Here is a 17,618-nt window from a genome sequence, read left to right as displayed (position 1 = left end):
AACTAACACTTTGAGGTGAAACTATGACCAATAACTTAGAAATTAAGGATTTGGAAAAAATAGCAAAAAAAGTAAGGTATAAAATTGTCAAAATGGTTGGTTTAGCAAAATCAGGACATCCCGGTGGAAGTTTATCTGCAACTGATATTATTGTGGCTTTATATTTCAAAATAATGAACTACTCTCCAGATGATCCATATAAAAAAGATAGAGACAGGTTTGTTTTGAGTAAAGGACATGCAGCTCCTGCATTATACGCTGTCTTGTCTGAATTGGGAATTATAGAAGAGGAAGAGTTATGGAAATTGAGAAGATTAGAAGGGAAGTTACAAGGACATCCTTCAATAGACACGCCAGGAGTTGAGATCTGCACTGGCTCATTGGGGCAAGGATTTTCAGCAAGTGTTGGAATTGCCTTGGGATGTAGGTTAGATAAGTTAAACAACTACGTTTATGTTTTGTTGGGAGATGGAGAATGTCAAGAAGGTATAGTTTGGGAAGCGGCAATGGCAGCAGCCCACTATAAATTAGATAACTTAATTGCGTTTATTGATAGAAATAAACTGCAAATAGATGGACATACAGAGGATGTTATGAGTTTGGGAGATATAAAAGCTAAATTTGAGGCATTTGGATGGGATGTTTTTGAAATAGATGGGCATAATTTTGAAGAGATTATAAATACTGTTGAAAAAGCCAAGAGCATGAAAAATGGTAAGCCAAAAATGATCATTACCTATACAGTTAAAGGTAAGGGAGTTTCATTCATGGAGAATAATGTGGCATTCCATGGAAAGGCTCCAAATGAAGAGCAGTTAAAACAAGCATTAGAGGAGTTAAAATATGAATAAGATTATTTGCAGTTTTAGTTAATTTCCCAGAAGAAATAAAAAATATTTTAAAAACAAGTAAGTTTGGGGAAAGTATCAGAAATAGCCAATATCGGCATAAAAGAGTTTTTATATGAGTTGAAAAAAGAGGCATCCGTTTAAATTATGACTTAGAGGAGTTAAAAAAGCATAGAAATGGTTGAAAGATTATGAAAGTGATGGTTTTAGACACAAATTGTTCTCCCAACGTGGCAGTTAAAATTGTTAGAGAAAAGAAGCCGATGAATTATAAAGCTTGGTGATTTAGATGATTAAAATTGGAGCTTCAATACTATCTGCAGATTTTGGGCATTTAAAGGAAGAGATTAAAAGAGCAGAGGAGGCAGGAGTTGATTTCTTTCATGTTGATATGATGGATGGGCACTTTGTCCCAAATATAAGTATGGGAATTGGGATAGCAAAGCATGTTAAAAAGCTAACAGATCTGCCTGTTGATGTCCATTTAATGGTTGAAAATGTAGATCTATTTATTAACGAATTTGAGGAGATGGATTATATTACATTTCACATAGAGGCAGTTAGATTCCCATTCAGAATTATAAATAAAATAAAAAATATCGGGGCTAAGCCAATAGTCGCTTTAAATCCTGCAACACCTTTGGATGAGATAGAGTATATCTTAGATGAGGTTTATGCTGTTTTAGTTATGACCGTTGAGCCCGGATTTTCAGGACAGAAGTTTATTCCAGTGATGACAAAGAAGATTAGAAAGTTAAAAAGCATGATCGTTGAAAATGGATATGATACAAAGATCTTTGTTGATGGAGGAATAAATGTCGAAACAGCTCCAATGGCAGTTAAAGCAGGAGCAGACGTTTTAATTGCAGCATCTGCAATATTTGGTAAAGAGGATGTTAAAACAGCAGTTAAAAATTTAAGGGACTCAGCTTTAAAGGCATTAAATATAAAAAATCCTGAAAATTTTTTAAATGAAGGGATCAATTTAAACAGTAAAAAATAGGTGGAATTATGGTTAAGTTGAGTGGAGTTTATAAAGGAATGAGAAAAGGATATGGAGAAACATTGGTAGAGTTGGGAAAAAAATATGAGAATTTGGTGGTATTAGATGCCGATCTCTCTGGATCTACACAAACAGCCATGTTTGCCAAAGAATTTCCAGATAGATTTTTCAATGCAGGAGTTGCAGAGCAGAACATGATTGGAATGGCTGCTGGATTAGCAACAACTGGTAAAATTGTCTTTGCTTCATCATTTGCAATGTTTGCAAGTGGAAGAGCATGGGAGATAATAAGGAATTTAGTTGCATATCCGAAGTTGAATGTTAAAGTTGTTGCTACTCATGCTGGAATCACTGTAGGAGAGGATGGAGCTTCCCACCAAATGTGTGAAGACATAGCTATAATGAGGGCTATCCCAAACATGGTTGTTATCGCTCCAACTGATTACTATCACACAAAAAATGTTATTAGAGTTATAGCAGAGTATAAAGGTCCCGTCTATGTAAGAATGCCAAGAAGAGATACAGAGATAATTTATGAAAATGAAGAAGAAGCAACATTTGAAATAGGAAAAGGAAAGATTTTAGTTGAAGGAGAGGATTTAACTATTATAGCAACAGGAGAAGAAGTTCCAGAGGCATTAAAAGCAGGAGAGATTTTAAAAGAAAATGGAATATCTGCTGAAATTGTAGAGATTTCCACAATAAAACCAATAGATGAAAAAATTATTAAAAAAGCAAATGACTTTGTTGTTACAGTTGAAGATCACAGCATTATTGGCGGTTTAGGAGGGGCTGTTGCTGAGGTTATTGCCTCAAACGGCTTAAATAAAAAACTTTTAAGAATTGGGATTAATGATGTATTTGGAAGAAGTGGAAAGGCAGATGAACTTTTAAAACACTATGGATTAGATGGAGAGAGCATAGCCAAAAGAATTATGGAAGAAACCAGCAAATTTTAATATTTTTATTTTTTATATATTTGTTGAGTTTATATTATAATTATTATTTTATAATTTTAGATATATAAATGCTTGTTCCACATATTCATTATTAAATTATAAAATATGATCTAAACCGAAAAGTTTATATACCTGAAATATAATGCATAATTATGCAAACACTGAGCCGCGGTAGTTCAGCCCGGGAGAACGCTGGACTGAAGATCCAGTTGTCGGGTGTTCAAATCACCCCCGCGGCACTAATTTTGAGCCCCCATAGCTCAGCTGGTAGAGCGACGGACTGTTAATCCGTAGGTCGCAGGTTCGAGTCCTGCTGGGGGCGCCATCATTTTTTTATATTTGATTATATTGCATATATAGGGGCCCGTAGCTCAGCCTGGTCAGAGCGCTCGGCTCATAACCGAGTGGTCAAGGGTTCAAATCCCTTCGGGCCCACCATTGCTCCGGTGGTGTAGTCCGGCCAATCATGCGGGCCTTTCGAGCCCGCGACCCGGGTTCAAATCCCGGCCGGAGCATCATATCTTTTTTAATGTAATAAATAAAGAATTAATATAATCAAAGTATGATCTAAGTTAGGAAATAAATGTGCAGGGGTCGCCAAGCCTGGCCAAAGGCGCTGGGCCTAGGACCCAGTCCCGAAGGGGTTCGGGGGTTCAAATCCCCTCCCCTGCACCATTAATGCCGTGGCCGGGGTGGGGTAGTGGCCATCCTGGGGGACTGTGGATCCCCTGACCCGGGTTCAATTCCCGGTCCCGGCCCTTTTTTATTTTTTAGTTAAAATAAGCCCAAATCATTTATATCCCCGATTTTATATAGTGTCCTAAAATTAAACAAGTGGATTAAATCCCCTTATTTATTTTAGCAGTGTTAATTTATAATTTTAGATGTTTTGATTTTTTTGTTGATTATTGTTTTTTTCCTAAAAACGTTTCAGTTGACAAGTTCTTCTTATTGGATGCACTTGAAGGTGCGTTCCCAATCCGAGAGGATTGGGACTAAGGCAAGCCCACGACTGGTGGTGAAACTCCACAGCAACCAGCCGCAAGAAAGGTTTATCCTTTCTTGCGACCGTATCTCCCACTTAATTCCGGTTGATCCTGCCGGAGGCCACTGCTATCGGGGTCCGACTAAGCCATGCGAGTCAAGGGGCTCCTTCGGGAGCACCGGCGCACGGCTCAGTAACACGTGGCTAACCTACCCTCGGGAGGGGGATAACCTCGGGAAACTGAGGCTAATCCCCCATAGGGGAGGAGGTCTGGAACGATCCCTCCCCGAAAGCTCCGGCGCCCGAGGATGGGGCTGCGGCGGATTAGGTAGTTGGTGGGGTAACGGCCCACCAAGCCGACGATCCGTACGGGCCCTGAGAGGGGGAGCCCGGAGATGGACACTGAGACACGGGTCCAGGCCCTACGGGGCGCAGCAGGCGCGAAACCTCCGCAATGCACGAAAGTGCGACGGGGGGACCCCGAGTGCCATCCCAACGGGATGGCTTTTCCGGAGTGTAAACAGCTCCGGGAATAAGGGCTGGGCAAGTCCGGTGCCAGCAGCCGCGGTAATACCGGCGGCCCAAGTGGTGGCCACTATTATTGGGCCTAAAGCGTCCGTAGCCGGCCCAGTAAGTCTCTGCTTAAATCCTGCGGCTCAACCGCAGGGCTGGCAGAGATACTGCTGGGCTTGGGACCGGGAGAGGCCGGGGGTACCCCAGGGGTAGCGGTGAAATGCGTTGATCCCTGGGGGACCACCTGTGGCGAAGGCGCCCGGCTGGAACGGGTCCGACGGTGAGGGACGAAGGCCAGGGGAGCAAACCGGATTAGATACCCGGGTAGTCCTGGCTGTAAACTCTGCGGACTAGGTGTCGCGTCGGCTTCGGGCCGACGCGGTGCCGAAGGGAAGCCGTTAAGTCCGCCGCCTGGGGAGTACGGTCGCAAGACTGAAACTTAAAGGAATTGGCGGGGGAGCACTACAACGGGTGGAGCCTGCGGTTTAATTGGATTCAACGCCGGGCATCTCACCAGGGGCGACGGCAGGATGAAGGCCAGGTTGACGACCTTGCCAGACGCGCCGAGAGGTGGTGCATGGCCGTCGTCAGCTCGTACCGTGAGGCGTCCTGTTAAGTCAGGTAACGAGCGAGACCCGTGCCCCATGTTGCAACCTCCTCCTCCGGGAGGAGGGCACTCATGGGGGACCGCCGGCGCTAAGCCGGAGGAAGGTGCGGGCAACGACAGGTCCGCATGCCCCGAATCCCCTGGGCTACACGCGGGCTACAATGGCCGGGACAATGGGAAGCGACCCCGAAAGGGGGAGCGAATCCCCTAAACCCGGTCGTAGTCCGGATCGAGGGCTGTAACTCGCCCTCGTGAAGCCGGAATCCGTAGTAATCGCGCCTCACCATGGCGCGGTGAATGCGTCCCTGCTCCTTGCACACACCGCCCGTCACGCCACCCGAGTTGAGCCCAAGTGAGGCCCTGTCCGCAAGGGCAGGGTCGAACTTGGGTTCAGCAAGGGGGGCGAAGTCGTAACAAGGTAGCCGTAGGGGAACCTGCGGCTGGATCACCTCCTGAGAAAAAAGAGCTGGTTGCTGTGGAGCACCAAACCAGTCGTGGGCTTGCCACATAGGCCAAAGTGGGCCCGTAGCTCAGCTGGGAGAGCGCCGGCCTTGCAAGCCGGAGGCCGTGGGTTCAAATCCCACCGGGTCCACTAAAACACGTGCAGCCTGCAACTCCAAAGAGTTGCAGGTGAAGGGCCTGACTAATGATGAGGGCCATGCATAGGCCTCCGCATCCCGGTGAAATCTGGATGCTCTGCCGGGCTATCACCCCGTCTGGTGGATGGCTCGGCTCGGGGCGCCGAGGAAGGGCGCGGCAAGCTGCGATAAGCCCGGGGGAGGCGCAGGCAGCCGTAGAACCCGGGATCCCCGAATGGGACTTCCTGCCCCATTTGGGGCGCTCCCGTTAGGGAGCGGGAACGCGGGGAAAAGAAGCATCCGAGTACCCGCAGGAAAAGAAACCAACAGGGATGCCGGGAGTAGGGGCGACCGAAACCGGCACAGGGCAAACCGAACCCTTATCCGTAAGGGTAAGGGGATGTGGTGTTGCAGGGCCCTCATATAAACCCCCACCGGGAAGCCGAAGTCCCCTGGAACGGGGCGCCATAGAGGGTGAAAGCCCCGTAGGCATAACCGGTTGGGGGTTTTGAGGTGTCCCTGAGTACCGCGCGTTGGATATCGCGCGGGAAGCTGGGAGACATTAGGCTTCCAACCCTAAATACGTCCCGAGACCGATAGCGAACTAGTACCGTGAGGGAAAGCTGAAAAGCACCCCTTGCGGGGGGTGAAAAGAGCCTGAAACCAGACGGGTGCGGTATGGCACGGCTCGAAAGGTAACCACCCCGAAGGAAACTCCCGCGAGGGAGGAGTACGAGGGGTGGCATGCCGGAGTCGTGTCGTCCGTTTCGAAAAACGGGCCGGGGAGTGTACGGGTGTGGCGAGCCTAAGACCTTCAAGGTCGAAGGCGTAGGGAAACCGACGTGCCCGCAGCCCTTTTTGGGTGAGGGGCGAGGTCTTTGTGGGCCTGGAGTCACACTCGTACGACCCGAAACCGGGCGATCTAGGCCGGGGTAGGGTGAAGCCCCTCGCCAGAGGGGTGGAGGCCCGCAGGGGTGTTACCGCGCAAAGTGCTCCTCTGACCTCGGTCTAGGGGTGAAATGCCAATCGAGCCCGGAGATAGCTGGTTCCCTCCGAAATAACTCGCAGGTTAGCCGGGAGTTAGGTAGATGGCGGGGTAGAGCCACTGATAGGGTGTTTAGGGGGCGAGAGCCCTCGGCACCCTGTCAAACTCCGAACCCGTCATCGCCGTAGCTCCCGAGTGAGGGCATACGGGTAAGCCGTATGTCCGAGAGGGGAACAACCCGGACCCGGGTTAAGGCCCCTAAGTGCCGGCTAAGTGTAAATGGAAGGGAGTCCCTGGCCTAAGACAGCGGGGAGGTTGGCTTAGAAGCAGCCATCCTTTAAAGAGTGCGTAACAGCTCACCCGTCGAGGTCAGGGGCCCCGAAGATAATGGGGGCTAAGCCGGCCGCCGAGACCCGGGGGCACCGTTATGGTGATCCGGTAGGAGGGCGTCCCGCGAGGGTAGAAGCTCGGCTGTGAAGTCGAGTGGACCTCGTGGGAACGAGGATCCCGGCAGTAGTAACAGCAAAGTGGGGTGAGAATCCCCACCGCCGAAGGGGCAAGGTTTCCACAGCAACGGTCGTCAGCTGTGGGTTAGCCGGTCCTAACCCTCGGGGTAATTCCCTATGAGGGGAAAGGGAAGCGGGTTAATATTCCCGCGCCATCGGGGTACGTGCGGCAACGCAGGGCCAACTCCTGACGCTTCGGGGTAGGCCGACCACCCCCGTCGGGGTGGCCAAGCGTATAAGCCCGGGGAGTGCCGTAATGGCGAGAACCGGGCAAAAGCGTGATGGGCCCTCCGTTAGGAGGGTTCGGCTGAGCCCTGGAGCCCGTGAAAAGGGAGTTGGTAAGGATCCCCGATGACCGTACCCAGAACCGACACTGGTGCCCCTAGGCGAGTATCCTAAGGCGTGTCGGGTGAATCCGGCCCAGGGAAGTCGGCAAATTGGCCCCGTAACTTCGGGAGAAGGGGTGCCTGCGGTCTTCTCTATATGGGGGGGACCGCAGGTCGCAGTGGCCAGGGGGGTCCGACTGTTTAATAAAAACACAGGTCTTGGCTAGCCCGTAAGGGTGTGTACCAAGGCCGACGCCTGCCCAGTGCCGGTACGTGAAACCCGGGTACAACCGGGCGAAGCGCCGGTAAACGGCGGGGGTAACTATAACCCTCTTAAGGTAGCGAAATTCCTTGTCGGGTAAGTTCCGACCTGCATGAATGGCGTAACGAGACCCCCACTGTCCCGGGCCGGAGCCCGGTGAACCTACCTTTCCGGTGCAAAGGCCGGAGACCCCCAGTGGGAAGCGAAGACCCCGTGGAGCTTTACTGCAGCCTGTCGTTGGGGCATGGCCGTGGGTGCACAGTGTAGGTGGGAGCCGTCGAAGCCACCCCTCCGGGGGTGGTGGAGGCGTCCATGGGACACCACCCACCCATGGCCATGTCCCTAACCCCGTGTGGGGGACACCGGCAGGTGGGCAGTTTGGCTGGGGCGGCACCCCCCTGAAAATGCATCAGGGGGGCCCAAAGGTCGGCTCAGGCGGGTCAGAACTCCGCCGTGGAGTGCAAGGGCAAAAGCCGGCCTGACTTGGTCGGTAAAAGAGGCCGACCAAGAGGCGAAAGCCGGGCCTAGCGAACCCCTGTGCCTCACCGATGGGGGCCAGGGATAACAGAAAAGCTACCCCGGGGATAACAGAGTTGTCGCGGGCAAGAGCCCATATCGACCCCGCGGCTTGCTACATCGATGTCGGTTCTTCCCATCCTGGGCCTGCAGCAGGGCCCAAGGGTGGGGCTGTTCGCCCATTAAAGGGGATCGTGAGCTGGGTTTAAACCGTCGTGAGACAGGTTGGTTGCTATCTGCTGGGGGTGTTGGTCGCCTGAGGGGAAGGTGGCTCTAGTACGAGAGGAACGAGCCGCCGGTGCCTCTGGTTTACCGGTTGTCCGACAGGGCATTGCCGGGCAGCTACGCACTAAGGGATAAGGGCTGAAGGCATCTAAGCCCGAAACCCTCCCCGAAAATAGGCGGCCAGTCCCTTTGGGGACGAGGGCTCTCCTAGAAGAGGAGGTTGATAGGTCGGGGGTGTAAGCGCCGAGGGTTCTGCCCGAGGCGTTCAGCCCGCCGACACTAACCGCCCGAGAGCCCGGCAGGGCATCCAGACACTAAGCGGATGCGGAGGCCTATGCATGGCCACTATTTATTCTTTGGCACGGCGGTCATAGCGGGGGGGCTACACCCGAACCCATCCCGAACTCGGAAGTTAAGTCCCCCAGCGATGCCCCGAGTACTGCCTTCTGGCGGGAAAGGGGCGACGCCGCCGGCCACTTTTTATTATTTTCAAATATATCCAAAGATTTAATTTAATTGGCGGTAAGGGGGCTGGTGGCTGTCCCCTTTTTAAGGGGAGGAAGTTCCGCCCACCCCGTTTATCGGCAGTGTCCCCTGAGAAGGGGCGGGAGACGCAACAGAAACGACACGGCTTCGGGAGAGATGACGATGATACCTTGTAAAGGTTGAGGACTCCCGAAGAGTCGGTGAAACGGGCGTCTCCTCTGCCGGGGGTGCAAGCCGGATGGTGCTTAGCCGAATGCCACCGAAATTACAGAAGGCGGGCTATAGCCCCCATACCGCCATATTTTATTTTTTTATTTTTATTTTGTTTTAATTATCGTTCGTTCTGAAAGTTTAAATTTGGGGGAAGATGAGTGGTGCTTTAAGTGGCAAAATTGTTCAAATTGTTGTTGGTTATTTAAAAGAAAGTATTTATTCTGAACAAATGATGAGGCCAAGAGTGAAGCGTATTTGTAGTTATGAAGAGTTTTTACCGACGTATTCGTTGATTGAGAGGATCACTGAGGAGAATAAGGAAGTTGATATAAAGGTTTATGAGAGGAATATTATTGTAGAGATCGTTAGAGATTTTAAGGATAAGTCGGTTGTTGAGTTGTTTGAAATTAAGGAGAGTTTATTTGAAGATGCTTTAAAGTATCTTAAGGAGTATGAGGCAGATCGGTTTTTAGAGAGTTATACTTTATACTGTTTTAGTGATTATTCTGATCCTGAGTTGTTTATTAGGGAAAATAAGGATGTTTTGGCTAAGTTGTTAAGGGATCAGTATGAGGATGTTCCTGAGGAGTATTTTGACGAGGTGTTGGAGGGGAAGATTAAGTATTCTACTAAGGATTTAATAATTTTGGATTGGGATAATGGTATTATTTTGGATAAAAATGAAGATTTTTGGGAGGAAGTGGATATTATTGAGCTTGCGTGTATTAGGGTTTTGAATTTGAGGGTTTTTGATGTTATGTTGAGTGAGGCAATTCAGTATCTTACTAAATTACATTGGGAAAAATTGGGTTATTTTAAGTTAAAAAAGCTTTCTAAGGATTTGTATTTACAGAGAATAAGTTATATTTCGTATTTTGATAGTATTGAGAATGTTCTTATGTTGTATGGAGATAGATATTATGCTGAGTTGTATGAGCGTTTGTGTGAGATTTTTTATGTTTCTGAGTGGATTAAGAGGGTTGAAAAGAAGATGGAAATGATCAGTGAGATATATATGATGGTTAGACAGTTTTTAACTGAGTTTTATGGATTTATTTTAGAGGGTTCTATTGTTGCTTTGATCCTTTTGGAGGTTATTTTGGCATTATCAAGATAATCAAATTTTTAAAGTTCGATTTAAGTTAGATTATTATTAAATCACTTCGGTTTCTTCCAATATTTCTATTGCAGTTTTTCTATCTATTCCGTTTCTTAGAATTGTCCATCGATTTCTTATTTTGTGTGCAATTGTGAGTGCTTCTATTATAATGTCTTCATCTATTTTAAGTTCTTTTGCAGTTGTAGGGGCTTTAACTTTTTTTAGTGCTTGTTTTATTATTTGGCAGGTTCCTGTTAGGTTTTTGTTCTCTTTTTCATGTAGATAGCTCATTATTATTGTTCCTACTCCACATTGTTCTCCGTGTAGTGATTTTATATTTAGATCATATTCTTTTTTTAGTTTATCTATTGCATGAGAGAAGAGATGTTCGCTTCCTGATGCGGGTCTTGAAGAGTTTGCAATTGCTATTGCTATTCCACTCCCCACTAATGCCTTAACAAGTTTGTCTGCATAATCGCTAAGATCTGAATTTATTACATAAGTAATCAGTTCTTTTGCTATTGTTTTTGAAAATATAGCTGAGCTTTCACTGTATTTTTCTCCTTTTTCTTTATGTGCAAGTTTCCAATCCAAAACTGCGGTTATGTTTGAAACAATATCTCCCATCCCTGCACTTAATAATCTTTTTGGAGATTTTTTTATTATTCGAGTGTCTGCGATTATTGCCATTGGTGCCTCTGCCATAAAAGAGGGCTGTTTTATTGATATTATTGGAGATGCGATACCGTCGTTTGATGCTGTGGTTGGAACACTTATAAATGGAACTTTTAATATGTATGAGAGATATTTCCCTACATCAATGGCTTTTCCTCCTCCCACTCCAATTACACAGTCGTAGTGTGAGTATTTTTTTTGTTCTATTTTATTGTTGGTTAGTATTTCGTTGTAGTATTCAATATCGTAGTTGAATTTGCAGTATTTTTTTGTAGTTTTTCCAGTTATAATTATTGGATTTTTTAAATTGAGTTTGTTAAGGACTGTTTCTATTTTTTCTATGGCGTTGTCTTCTATTATGGTGTATCTTGGGGTTGTTATGTACATTTTATCCCTCATTGAATAGCTGGGTTAATAGATAAGATATCCCCTGTCCAAAGCTAATTCCTCCGTCTCCGCTTGGGACTCTTTTATGCTGTAAAAAATTATACCCTTCTTTTTTTGCATTTTTTATTATGTGTTCGGTTATTATTCTGTTGTATGCAACACCTCCTGTTATACCTATGCTCTCTATACCATATTTTTTCGCTATTTTTTTTGCAATGTTGAACATTCCGTCTGCTATATATATGTGAGCGAGATATGCTATTTTTTCTTTATTTTCTCCGTTTAATAGCATTTCATAAGATTTTTTTATTAGATATGTGGTATTTAAGATATTATTTTTTATTTTTGGAGGGATTGTTTCTATTTCTCCTGTCATGTTTTTTTTGTATTGGGTTGCGAGGGGTTCTAATCTTATGCTTGGTTCTCCATCGTAGGTTTTTTTTAGGCAGATGTTTAGTAGCGCGGAGATTGCATCTAAAACCCTCCCTGTTGATGTGGTTTTTGGACAGTTTATTTTTCTTTCTATTTGAAATTTAAGTATGTTCAATTCCTTTTCAGAAAAGAAGTTGTATGTTTTTATATATTCAAAGGCATCGTCTCCAATTGCTTTATAGAGTATTGAGAGTAGCATTCTTAAAGGATATTTTGTAGCTAAATCCCCACCTAATTGGTATTGCTCTTCTAAATGTCCTATTCTCTCCATTTTTCCATTTTTGAATAATATAACTTCTCCTCCCCAGATGTTTCCATCTAATCCATACCCCACACCATCCATTGCCAGTATAATTGCATCTTCGAAAAAGTTGTTATCTCCTAATAACCCATATGCGTGAGCGAAGTGGTGTTGTATTTTGATCAGATCTATGTTTTGGGATTTTGAGAGTTCTTCTGCTAATTTTGTTGAGTTGTAGTGGGGATGAAGATCGCAAACAATTGCATCGATCTTGTTTGTGTTTGTTAATTTTAAAATACTACTTATTGCATCTTTTAAATAATTAAATGTTTCATATTTTGATGTGTTTCCTATATGTTGGGTTAAGTATAGTTTGTTTTTTTTGACGAGGCAGGCGGTTGAATTCAACTCAGCCCCAACGCAGAGTATATTTTTTGTATTTTCATTTTCAAGATTGATCTTTATGGGTTCTGGAGCATACCCTCTCGATCTTCGTAAGAAAACTATATTATCTCCTACTTTTTTAACTACGCTATCATCACATCTGTTTACGATTCTTCGATTATGTAAGAGAAAGTAATCAGCAATGTTATTAAGTTTTTTTAGGATTTGATCGTTGTCTTTTACCATTGGAAGCCCGGGTAGGTTTGCTGAGGTCATTACATATGCAATTTCGTTATCAAACAGAAGGTAGTGTAGTCCACTGTATGGAAGCATTACTCCGATTGTATCTAAGTTTGATACGTATTTTGAAAAGTAGTTATCATAGTTCTGATTTTTATTTAAAACTACTATTGGCCTTCTTGGTGAGGTTAGTGCCTTTTTTTCATCCTCTTCAAGTTCTGCAAATTTTTTGATATGCTCTATTTTACTCATAACTGCAAATGGTTGGCTCTCTCTTCCCAATCTTTTTCTTAGTTCTAAGACAGTTTCATCATCTCCAACTTTACAAGTAAGGTGTGTTCCGCCAATACCTTTTATTGCAAGTATTTTCCCTTCTTCAAGTAGTTTAACCGCCTCTTTAACTGCATCGTCTTTTTCTGCGATTACTTCTTTTCCATCGGTTAGGTATACGTATGGTCCGCATGCTGGACAGCAAGTTGCTTGGGCATGAAATCTTCTATCCATTGGATCTTCGTATTCTCTTAGGCAGGCATTGCAGAGTGGAAAGTCCCTCATTGATGTGTTTTCTCTATCGTATGGAAGTTTTTCTACTATTGTAAATCGTGCTCCGCAATTCGTGCATGCAATAAATGGGTATCTGTATCTTCTGTCTTTTTTATCGAACATTTCTTTTAAGCAATCTTCGCAAATAGCAACATCTGCAGGGATTGTTCCTTCCTCTTCTTCTTCGTTTGTTTCACTTTTTATGATTTTAAAGTTTTCAAATGTTTTTTTACTTTGATGGAGTTTTTCTATTGTAAGTTCGTCTATTTTTGATAGTGGCGGTTTTTTATTTTTTAGTTCGTTGATAAAATTTTTAATATCTTCTTCTTTCCCTTCAACTACTATCTCAACGTAGTTTCCCATATTTTTTACATAACCCCTGAGTTGATTTTTTTTAGCAATTCTATAAACGAATGGACGAAAACCTACCCCTTGAACTATTCCTTTAACTTTTATTTTTATAATCATGGTAGACACCAGTTAGGTTTAGTTTATCTATTATTTTGATAAGGATTTCTGTGAGGTTTTTACCTGTTTCTTCAACTTCGCTGGACATAGGGCAGAAATCCACTATTTTTGGCTGAATTCCAAGAATTATAACTTTCACATCAATAAATTTTTTTATATATTTAATTATAACGTTTATTGGGAGGGTGTGAGTGGATAGGTTGAAGTTTTTTATTCGATATTCTTCTATTATTTCAACATCTCCGGGGTTTTTTTCCATTATTGCACAGTCCACTATTAATAAGTGAGAGGGGTTTTCTTCTTTTATTATATCTGTAAAAAAATCAGGAACTGTTCCTGCATTTATGATACATAAATTCCTTAATTTGAATACTTCAAATTCGCTGTCTTTTTCTTCGTTTTTTTTATTTTTTTCTTTATTTGTGTTGTAGTGGTTAACAAGTTTTTTTATAATGTATATTCCTACAAAATCATCTCCCTTTAATTCATTTCCTAATCCCATTATTACAAGTTTTTTACAGTTTTTTAAATGTTCTAAAAGTTCCTGCTCAATATCATCTATTTTATTCATTTTATCAACCTTCCAACAAAAAATCCAAAGATTAATGCAAGTATTGGAGCAACTGTCCACCAAAATATTATCCTTTTTAAAACTTTCCAACGCACGGTTTTTATCCCTTTTGTTAATCCAACCCCTAAGATCCCTCCCACTATTGCCTGGGTTGTTGAAACAGGCATTCCAAGTGCTGTAAATATTGTAACTGCTAATCCTCCTGAGAGTTGTGCTATAAAAGCAGATCTAACACTTAGATTTGTTATTGTCGAGATGGTTTCTGAGATCTTGTTTCCATAAAGGCAAGCTCCTAAGCATAAAAAAATTGCTCCTATTAAAAAGATTGATTGTGAAGTTGTCCATGTTCCTAATATTGTGGGGAGGTCATTGCTTCCTAAGTTAAATGCAACTATTGCCGCACTTAGTAGTAAGAAAATCCTTGTCATATTTATTTTTTTAATTGTGGGAATGTTTATCTTCTCATAAATTATGTATAAAAGATAAGCTATTGTTAGAGCAATAATTGGGGAGATGATCCAACTTAGCAGTATTTCTCCAAATTTGTAAAGGTTGTTGTAGTTAGATGTGAGACCTATTAACGAGCAGATGATTATTGTGTGTAGGGAGATTGGGATTTTTTTATAGGTGGATAGAGTCATAACTATCGCAGTTATTGTTAAGGCGATTGTTGCATTTGTGGATAAGCTGTTGACTGTATCTCCTACATTTTTAGCGCAGAGAGATCCTATTATTACTGAAATGCTAAATAATATTAACAAGTTTCTATAGGATGTTGCTCTTGAAGCGTATGCAGTTCCTATGGCATTGGCAACGTTGTTTGCCCCAAGAATGAAGAGGAGGTAAAAGCTAATGATCATTTCTAAATTTATTCCTATGAAAATCACCCTGTTTTTCTCTGAGGTTTCTTTTTTATTTGTTTTTTATTTGTTGCAGTTTATTTGATTATTTTATGTGTAGGTAGATGATGTGAAGCTCATCTGCTACATCTTCAATATAATCGCTTATATTTACCACATTATCGATAAAATCGCATATGATCTTTCCTTCCCAGAATGATTTTACTTCAAGATTTATTAGATATTTGTAGATTCTGTTTTGATATATGTCATCTATAAATTTCTCCCGATCTTTAATCTCTTTTATTGTGGGATCTAATGTTCCTCCATTTTCTATAATGTTTAAAACCTCTTCGAGATATTTAAACATCTCAACAGTTATTTTTAAGATAATGGTTATCTCGTTATTTAGATATTCGTCAAAGTCCGTTTTTAATAGTTCGTAAAGCATTGCGGCATGTTTTAAACTATCCAATGTTTCATCCAGCAATTCAGCAGATCTTGATAACTCCCTCCTCATATTTGGAAGAAAGGCCTCTTCTAAGTTTATTCTTATGGTTTTAGTGATTTCGTCTCCTTCTTCTTCTATTTTTATAATTTCAGCAAGTATTTTTTTATCCCTCGTTTTCATATAGTATTTTAAAAGTTCAAGACCTTTTAATGATTTTTGAATCATTAGTCGCAGGTTGTTTATTATGTTTTTTTCGCTGTTTCTTTCAAAGAAAAAGATTGACATAATGATCACGCATTGATTTTGTTTTTATTCTTAACAATTTAGTTTTAAATTAACTAATTAAAATTCTAAGTTCATCTCTCCATATCTTTCTTTTAAGTTGTTTATAATCTTCATAGCAACGTTTTTATGCTCTTTATTCCCCACTTTTTTTATTATTTGGAAATACTTACATATTTCTTTTATCATTTCATTTTTTTTGTTTTTGTCCATATTTATATGTTTGGAGGTTAGTCGTGAGTATAGAATGGCAGTTTCAACTAACAGCCCATCTGCTCTGTTGTAAATGTATATATCTCGACTTAGTATCTTTTCTCCTATTTTTTCTCCTTTAATTATCATAAGTTTATTTTCTCCGAATTCATCTTTTTTAGTAATTAACTGTCGATTAATAATGCGGTAGAATTTTACGCATTGGGCTTTTTTTAAGTAAGGAATTTCTTTAAAGAGATCATATTCATCTTCATCATCTAAAACAGCTTTTGCTATTTCGAGAGGAGGGGTTATGTTCACTGCAAAATAGTCCTCTTTTGTCATATTTTCAAAGGTATGAGATCCATAAAAAAGATGCATAACTACTTCTTTATCTCTATCTTTAAAATAAACTCCTATTGGTGCTTTGTTATTTCTTTTACCTTTTTTTGTTGTTATGATAACTTCATTTATCAAATTAGAACACCCCCAAGAGGTTAGTAAAATAAAATAACAGTAAATAAAACTTGATAAAATTAATAAAATAGATATATATGGTTTTATAAAAAGTGGCTCAGTTGCGGGAGTAGTCATCATTGTTCAGATAGCGAAATTGTCATCATCGCCGAATTTAGTTAATGATAGTTATTTTCAGTTAGAGGTCTCCGATCATTCCTTTAACGATTATTTCGGTTGCTTCGTCTTCGTCTAACCCTTTTGCCATTAAGGTCTCAAGTTGTTTTTTATCCACACTTCCAATTGCTGCTTCATGGGTTATTCTTGCTTTATCATCCCTAACAACGACTATCGGAATTGATTCAACTTCTGCGTTTCCTTTAACTATTTCAGCACAATCGATATGCCCTTTACTGTATGGAGCGTTTCCTTCTATCTTTAATTTTAAGCTTATCTTTGCATTATCCATTGATGCTCCTCTACTTTTTATGATACATTTTGCATTCTCTCCATTTAGTTTTACAACTTCATTTACTTTAACCACATCTTCTTTTATTGCATAAGTTCTTGTTGTTATGTCAATTATAGCGTCTTTTCCGGCAATAATTTCTTGATCAATATCCAACACACCTATCCTTCCTTTTGTTAATGTAAAGTTTGAGATGTAAATTCCGCCTTCTTCTATCTCCACTTTCATACTTGGTTTAACTAAGATCTCCCCATCTATTCCATGATAGTGGAATTCGTTGTAGGAAAATCTTGCATTCTTCCCAATCTTTATAATGCCGTTCATTATATGCTTAATTCCTTTTCCTTTCGGAAATGAACAGTGAGACATTAATGAGATGGAACTATCTTCTTCTAAAATAATCTCCACGTCTATTATTTGAGATGTATTCTCTTCGGTTATACCAAAGCACATATGTATTGGATATTTGAATTTATAACCTTTTTTAACTATTATTTTTGTTTTTATAACTCCATTTTCTTCTTTTCCTTCTAAGATGATTCCTTCATCTCCCTGAACATCTATTATCTTACTTTCCTTAACGATGATTCTCGGCCCTTTCCCATGAACGATCTCTTCGGGTTTTTCAGATGTGTATTTAATCGCTTCAATTATCTCCATTAATTCCTCTTTGATGCTCATTTTCTCACGTCTATTAATCATTTATTTTTGATCAATTGTGAAGTATATGATTTGGGTAAGGATAATATTGATTTCCTTAATCGTGTTATATTTCACAAAAGTTTATTTTCCTTCAGGAACTTTTTTATAGCATTTCCCTCAGCATAGGAGAAACTCCTATTGCGATACCTACAACACCTCCTCGCTTCACTCGGAG

General features: G+C 42.1%; 11 protein-coding genes, 7 tRNA genes, 3 rRNA genes and 1 other RNA gene. 15 read left to right on the top strand and 7 right to left on the bottom strand.

All coding sequences use genetic code 11. The features are described 5' to 3' along the window. Positions 1-23: 23 nt before the first annotated feature. The 15 genes from METVU_RS07730 to METVU_RS07660 all read left to right on the top strand — a co-directional run bounded on the left by METVU_RS07730 (position 24) and on the right by METVU_RS07660 (position 10,129). Entirely contained in the window at positions 24-851 is an 828-nt protein-coding gene (locus METVU_RS07730; protein WP_015733632.1) for a transketolase, read from the top strand. Between the two features lie 286 nt (positions 852-1,137). Then, complete coding sequence (rpe, locus tag METVU_RS07725; protein WP_015733631.1) at positions 1,138-1,851, top strand: ribulose-phosphate 3-epimerase; 714 nt, start codon at positions 1,138-1,140, stop codon at positions 1,849-1,851. 8 nt (positions 1,852-1,859) lie between these two features. Next, positions 1,860-2,810, top strand: a complete 951-nt coding sequence (locus METVU_RS07720; protein WP_015733630.1) for a transketolase family protein — start codon at positions 1,860-1,862, stop codon at positions 2,808-2,810. 165 nt (positions 2,811-2,975) lie between these two features. Beyond that, positions 2,976-3,049 (top strand) — tRNA-Phe (locus METVU_RS07715). Positions 3,050-3,059: 10 nt separating this feature from the next. Continuing rightward, a tRNA-Asn gene (locus METVU_RS07710) sits at positions 3,060-3,135 on the top strand. Positions 3,136-3,170: 35 nt separating this feature from the next. Beyond that, a tRNA-Ile gene (locus METVU_RS07705) sits at positions 3,171-3,248 on the top strand. 2 nt (positions 3,249-3,250) lie between these two features. Next, positions 3,251-3,325: transfer RNA gene (locus METVU_RS07700), tRNA-Glu, on the top strand. Positions 3,326-3,397: 72 nt separating this feature from the next. Continuing rightward, positions 3,398-3,485 (top strand) — tRNA-Leu (locus METVU_RS07695). 11 nt (positions 3,486-3,496) lie between these two features. Then, a tRNA-His gene (locus tag METVU_RS07690) sits at positions 3,497-3,568 on the top strand. Positions 3,569-3,894: 326 nt separating this feature from the next. Next, positions 3,895-5,369, top strand: a 16S ribosomal RNA gene (locus tag METVU_RS07685). 65 nt (positions 5,370-5,434) lie between these two features. Next, positions 5,435-5,507: transfer RNA gene (locus tag METVU_RS07680), tRNA-Ala, on the top strand. A gap of 103 nt (positions 5,508-5,610) precedes the next feature. Then, a 23S ribosomal RNA gene (locus METVU_RS07675) occupies positions 5,611-8,616 on the top strand. 57 nt (positions 8,617-8,673) lie between these two features. Then, positions 8,674-8,788, top strand: a 5S ribosomal RNA gene (gene rrf, locus METVU_RS07670). Together the 16S, 23S and 5S rRNA genes with 7 tRNA genes alongside form the textbook arrangement of a ribosomal RNA operon. 47 nt (positions 8,789-8,835) lie before the next feature. Continuing rightward, positions 8,836-9,093, top strand: an RNA gene (gene rnpB, locus METVU_RS08845) — RNase P RNA component. A gap of 73 nt (positions 9,094-9,166) precedes the next feature. Then, the gene (locus tag METVU_RS07660; protein WP_015733629.1) at positions 9,167-10,129 is read left to right on the top strand and encodes a hypothetical protein; all 963 of its coding nucleotides are present in this window, start codon (positions 9,167-9,169) and stop codon (positions 10,127-10,129) included. 36 nt (positions 10,130-10,165) lie between these two features. Here the strand turns inward: METVU_RS07660 and METVU_RS07655 are convergent, their stop codons facing one another. From METVU_RS07655 to METVU_RS07625, 7 genes are all read right to left on the bottom strand, one after another. Then, positions 10,166-11,173: a sn-glycerol-1-phosphate dehydrogenase gene (locus tag METVU_RS07655; RefSeq protein WP_015733628.1), complete on the bottom strand. Its 1,008-nt coding sequence runs from the start codon at positions 11,171-11,173 to the stop codon at positions 10,166-10,168. Between the two features lies 1 nt (position 11,174). Continuing rightward, the gene (gene hypF / locus METVU_RS07650; protein WP_015733627.1) at positions 11,175-13,481 is read right to left on the bottom strand and encodes a carbamoyltransferase HypF; all 2,307 of its coding nucleotides are present in this window, start codon (positions 13,479-13,481) and stop codon (positions 11,175-11,177) included. Continuing rightward, positions 13,459-14,052: a hydrogenase maturation peptidase HycI gene (gene hycI / locus METVU_RS07645; RefSeq protein ID WP_015733626.1), complete on the bottom strand. Its 594-nt coding sequence runs from the start codon at positions 14,050-14,052 to the stop codon at positions 13,459-13,461. The genes hypF and hycI overlap by 23 nt, the downstream gene beginning before the upstream one ends. Next, a complete protein-coding gene (locus METVU_RS07640) occupies positions 14,049-14,939 on the bottom strand; it encodes an inorganic phosphate transporter (protein WP_015733625.1) in 891 nt (296 codons plus the stop codon). The genes hycI and METVU_RS07640 overlap by 4 nt, the downstream gene beginning before the upstream one ends. A 58-nt stretch (positions 14,940-14,997) precedes the next feature. Beyond that, positions 14,998-15,627 carry a TIGR00153 family protein gene (locus tag METVU_RS07635; RefSeq protein ID WP_015733624.1) on the bottom strand — a complete coding sequence of 210 codons (630 nt, stop codon included), beginning with the start codon at positions 15,625-15,627 and terminating at the stop codon, positions 14,998-15,000. Positions 15,628-15,684: 57 nt separating this feature from the next. Continuing rightward, on the bottom strand, positions 15,685-16,293 hold the full coding sequence (locus METVU_RS07630; RefSeq protein WP_048196936.1) for a DUF447 domain-containing protein: 609 nt from the start codon (positions 16,291-16,293) through the stop codon (positions 15,685-15,687). Between the two features lie 178 nt (positions 16,294-16,471). Further along, on the bottom strand, positions 16,472-17,422 hold the full coding sequence (locus METVU_RS07625; RefSeq protein ID WP_048196934.1) for a SufB/SufD family protein: 951 nt from the start codon (positions 17,420-17,422) through the stop codon (positions 16,472-16,474). Positions 17,423-17,618: the final 196 nt, after the last annotated feature.

This window comes from Methanocaldococcus vulcanius M7 (assembly GCF_000024625.1).
Taxonomy (GTDB): domain Archaea; phylum AGJL01; class Methanococci; order Methanococcales; family Methanocaldococcaceae; genus Methanocaldococcus; species Methanocaldococcus vulcanius.
The sequence above is the reverse complement of the archived record's forward strand: the minus strand, read 5'-3'. Positions and strand labels throughout refer to the sequence as shown.

Bases quoted from the DNA above. Each gene is read 5' to 3' on its own strand.
- METVU_RS07730 (WP_015733632.1), top strand. From the start codon at position 24: ATGACCAATAACTTAGAAATTAAGGATTTGGAAAAAATAGCAAAAAAA.
- rpe (WP_015733631.1), top strand. From the start codon at position 1,138: ATGATTAAAATTGGAGCTTCAATACTATCTGCAGATTTTGGGCATTTA.
- METVU_RS07720 (WP_015733630.1), top strand. From the start codon at position 1,860: ATGGTTAAGTTGAGTGGAGTTTATAAAGGAATGAGAAAAGGATATGGA.
- METVU_RS07660 (WP_015733629.1), top strand. From the start codon at position 9,167: ATGAGTGGTGCTTTAAGTGGCAAAATTGTTCAAATTGTTGTTGGTTAT.
- METVU_RS07655 (WP_015733628.1), bottom strand. From the start codon at position 11,173: ATGTACATAACAACCCCAAGATACACCATAATAGAAGACAACGCCATA.
- hypF (WP_015733627.1), bottom strand. From the start codon at position 13,481: ATGATTATAAAAATAAAAGTTAAAGGAATAGTTCAAGGGGTAGGTTTT.
- hycI (WP_015733626.1), bottom strand. From the start codon at position 14,052: ATGAATAAAATAGATGATATTGAGCAGGAACTTTTAGAACATTTAAAA.
- METVU_RS07635 (WP_015733624.1), bottom strand. From the start codon at position 15,627: ATGTCAATCTTTTTCTTTGAAAGAAACAGCGAAAAAAACATAATAAAC.
- METVU_RS07625 (WP_048196934.1), bottom strand. From the start codon at position 17,422: ATGAGCATCAAAGAGGAATTAATGGAGATAATTGAAGCGATTAAATAC.